This is a genomic window from Methylobacterium sp. GC_Met_3 (assembly GCF_026540775.1).
Lineage (GTDB): Bacteria > Pseudomonadota > Alphaproteobacteria > Rhizobiales > Beijerinckiaceae > Methylobacterium.
Genome location: NZ_JALNUL010000123.1, coordinates 1 through 3,615, shown reverse-complemented (window position 1 = coordinate 3,615; position 3,615 = coordinate 1). Strand labels below are relative to the sequence as shown.

Below are 3,615 nucleotides of genomic sequence, written 5' to 3'. Positions count from 1 at the left end.
GATCCACCAATCCGGGCCGTCAACAGCCTTGTTGGCCGGGAGGTCGATTTTCTTGGACTCTGGCGACGACGGGCGTGTGACGCCCGATTCGCCCCCCCCCGGCCTATCCCCGTCAGGCGTCGAGGCTGAGGGTCATGCCGTCATAGGCGGGAACGATGCCGTCCGGCAGGCGCGCCGCCAGGGCCGCGTAATCGAGATCGGTGTGCAGGTTGGTCAGCACCGCCCGCCGCGGCTTGACCTCGTCGATCAGCGCCAGGGCGTCCGAGACGGAGAAGTGTGTCGGGTGTGGCGTGTCCCGCAGGGCATCGATGACCAGCAGGTCGAGCCCGTGGAGCCGGGCGAGGCTCGCCTCCGGAATCAGGCTGACGTCGGGCATGTAGGCCGCTTGGCCGAAGCGGAAGCCCAGGGCGGCCTCGTTGCCGTGCTCCACAGGGAGCGATTGCACGGTGATCAAGCCCCCCTCCCCCTCCAGGGTCAGGTCGCGGTCGGCCACGAGGTCGCGCAGGTCGAGGATCGGCGGATAGGCGCTCCCGGGGGGCGTCTCGAAGCAGTAGCCGAACCGGGTGGTGAGCAGCGACCGGGTCAGGGCATCGGCGTAGACCGGGATGCGCCCCCGCATGGCGATCACCAGCGGGCGCAGGTCGTCGATCCCGTGGGTGTGGTCGGCATGGGCGTGGGTGTAGAGCACCGCGTCCAGGCGCTTGACCTCGGCGTCGATGAGCTGCTCGCGCAGGTCGGGCGAGGTGTCGACGAGCAGCGTGGTCCGCCCGGTCTCCGACACGCGCTCGACCAGGATCGAGCAGCGCCGCCGGCGGTTGCGCGGATCCTCCGGGTTGCAGGCGCCCCAGCCGCTGCCGACCCGCGGGACGCCGCCCGACGAGCCGCAGCCGAGGATGCGCAGGGTCAGGCTGGCCATCCGGATCTCCCGCTCCTAACCCGTCACGCGGCGCCCGGAGGCGATCCGGCGGCCCTGTCGAACAATGCAAAAAAGTTCGCCGTGGTGATATGGGCCAGCTCCTCCGGGGCGAGCCCCAGGGTCTCGGCCAGCGACCGGGCGGTGTCGGCCGTGTAGGCCGGCTCGTTGGTCCGCCCGCGATGGGGCTCGGGGGCGAGGAACGGCGCGTCGGTCTCCACCAGGAGCCGGTCGAGGGGCACGGCCCGGGCGATGTCGCGCAGGGCGTGCGAGCGCCGGAAGGTGACGATGCCGGAGAACGACACAAACAATCCCAACTCGACCCCGGCCTCCGCCAGCCGGGGGCCGGACGAGAAGCAGTGCAGCACCGCCCGGAACGGGCTTTGGCCCATCTCGTCGGTGAGCACCCGCTCCATATGGTCGTCGGCATCCCGGGCGTGGATCACCAGCGGCAGGCCGGTCTGGCGGCAGGCCTCGATATGGGCGCGCAGCACCCGCTCCTGCACCGCCTCGGGGGCGGCGTCGGGATAGTGGTAGTCGAGACCCGCCTCGCCGATCCCGACGCAGCGCGGACTGCTCTTGGCGAGCGCCGCGATCGTCTCGGCGGGGACATCCGGCTCCTCGGCGGCGCCGTCCGGATGGGTGCCGATCGTGTGCCAGACTTCCGGATGGGCTTCGGCGATCGCCCGGTAGGTGTCGGCCCGGGCGACCCGGGTGGAGATGGTGAGCATGCCGGTCACGCCCGCGGCCTTGGCACGGGCGATCACGCCCGGCAGGTCGGCGGCGAAATCCGGGAAGTCGAGATGGCAGTGGCTGTCGATGAGCATCGGGTCTTTGGGTTGGGACTTCGGGCCGTCAGGCGGCCGGAGTTTCGGGGCGCTCGAAGCGCGGGAAGATCGGCGCGGGGGCCGGAAGCGCCGCGCCGGGCATCAGCCGCCCCCCCTCCCCCACATCGACGAGCTGGCGCCGGTCGGCCGGCACCGCCAGGAGGTCGAGGAGTTTGGCCGCCGCCCCCGGCACGAAGGGCTGGGTCACGATCCCGAAGACGCGCAACGCCTCCAGGGTCGTGTACAGCACCGCGTTCATCCGGGCCGGATCGGACTTGCGCAGCTTCCACGGCTCCTGGGCCGCGAAGTAGCGGTTGGCCTCGGCCACCACGGCCCAGATCTCGGCGAGGACGCTGTGCAGCGCCAGATCGCCCATCAGGGCGCGGGCCCGCTCCGGCAGGGCGTCGACCTGGGCCAGCAGGGCTTGATCGGCCGCGTCCAGGGCGCCGGGATCGGGCACCGCGCCGTCGCAATTCTTGGCCACCATCGAGAGCGAACGCTGGGCGAGGTTGCCGAGGTCGTTGGCGAGGTCGGCGTTGATCCGGCCGATGATCGCCTCGTGGCTGTAGCTGCCGTCGCCGCCGAACGGCACCTCGCGCAGCACGAAGTAGCGCACCGGATCGACCCCGTAGGTGTCGGCGAGTTCGAACGGGTCGAGGACGTTGCCGAGCGACTTCGACATCTTCTCGCCCTTGGAGAGCAGGAAGCCGTGGCCGAAGACGCGCTTGGGCAGGGGCAGCCCGGCCGACATCAGGAAGGCCGGCCAGTAGACCGCGTGGAACCGGACGATGTCCTTGCCGATGATGTGCAGATCCATCGGCCAGAATGTTTTTTGGGGGTTCTCCGCGTCGGGGAAGCCGGTGACGGTCAGGTAATTGGTCAGCGCGTCGACCCAGACGTACATGACGTGGTTCGGATGCCCCGGCACCGGCACGCCCCAGTCGAAATTGGTGCGGCTGACCGAGAGGTCCTTGAGACCGGAGCGCACGAAACTCGCCACCTCGTTTTTCCGGGTTTCCGGCCCGATGAAGTCCGGCTGGTCCGCGTAGAGCTTGAGCAGCCGGTCCTGGTAGGCCGAGAGCCGGAACAGGAAATTCTCCTCCTCCATCCACACGACCGGCGTGTCGGTGGCGAGGCTGCGGCGGCTGCCGTCCTCCAGGAGCCTTGTCTCGGCCTCGTCGTAATAGGCCTCGTCGCGGACCGAGTACCAGCCGGCATATTTGTCGAGGTAGATGTCGCCGTTGGCCTCCATCCGCCGCCAGATTTCCTGGGCGGCTTCGTAATGGCCCGGCTCGGTGGTGCGGATGAAGCGGTCGTAGGCGCAGTCCATCCGGTCGGCCATGGCCTGGAACCGGGCGGCCGTGCCGTCGACGAAGGCGCGCGGCGTGGTGCCGGCCCGGGTCGCGGCCTGCTGGATCTTCAGCCCGTGCTCGTCGGTGCCGGTGGAGAACAGCACGTCGTAGCCGTCGAGCCGGTGGAAGCGCGCGATCGCGTCGGCGGCGATCACCTCGTAGGCGTGGCCGATATGGGGCGCGCCGTTGGGGTAGGAGATCGCGGTCGAGAGGCCGAAGGTCTTTTTGGGCTGCGCCGGGGCGTTGGACGTCACGTCTGTGGTGTTCCGGATCATCGCGAAAAGCTGCCCGCGTTGTCGCGCGGCAGCGGCCGGGACGCAACCGTTGCAGGCCCGCTCGGCAAGGCTCCCTCGGCAAGGCCCGCCCGGTGAGGCCCGGACGCGGCCCCATCCGGCGGCTCCCCGGACATGCGTCATCGTCCCCACCCGCCTTTCGGCGCCGGGGGCATGGCCCAAGAAGCTACACAAGGGACGCGGGACGCCGCGGGAACCCAGGTGTCGGCCAAGTAACGCGCGGGATCCGG

3 protein-coding genes are annotated in these 3,615 nt (G+C 70.2%); all 3 read right to left on the bottom strand.

All coding sequences use genetic code 11. From position 1 onward, the window contains the following. Nucleotides 1-112: 112 nt before the first annotated feature. Genes OXS27_RS31880 through metG form a run of 3 tightly spaced genes read right to left on the bottom strand, consistent with a single transcriptional unit; the run spans nucleotide 113 to nucleotide 3,346 of the window. Nucleotides 113-916, bottom strand: a complete 804-nt coding sequence (locus OXS27_RS31880; RefSeq protein ID WP_243916103.1) for an MBL fold metallo-hydrolase — start codon at nucleotides 914-916, stop codon at nucleotides 113-115. A 23-nt stretch (nucleotides 917-939) separates the two neighbouring features. Then, the gene (locus OXS27_RS31875) at nucleotides 940-1,740 is read right to left on the bottom strand and encodes a TatD family hydrolase (RefSeq protein WP_267361659.1); all 801 of its coding nucleotides are present in this window, start codon (nucleotides 1,738-1,740) and stop codon (nucleotides 940-942) included. Between the two features lie 28 nt (nucleotides 1,741-1,768). Then, nucleotides 1,769-3,346, bottom strand: a complete 1,578-nt coding sequence (gene metG, locus OXS27_RS31870) for a methionine--tRNA ligase (RefSeq protein ID WP_267361657.1) — start codon at nucleotides 3,344-3,346, stop codon at nucleotides 1,769-1,771. Between the last annotated feature and the right edge of the window lie 269 nt (nucleotides 3,347-3,615).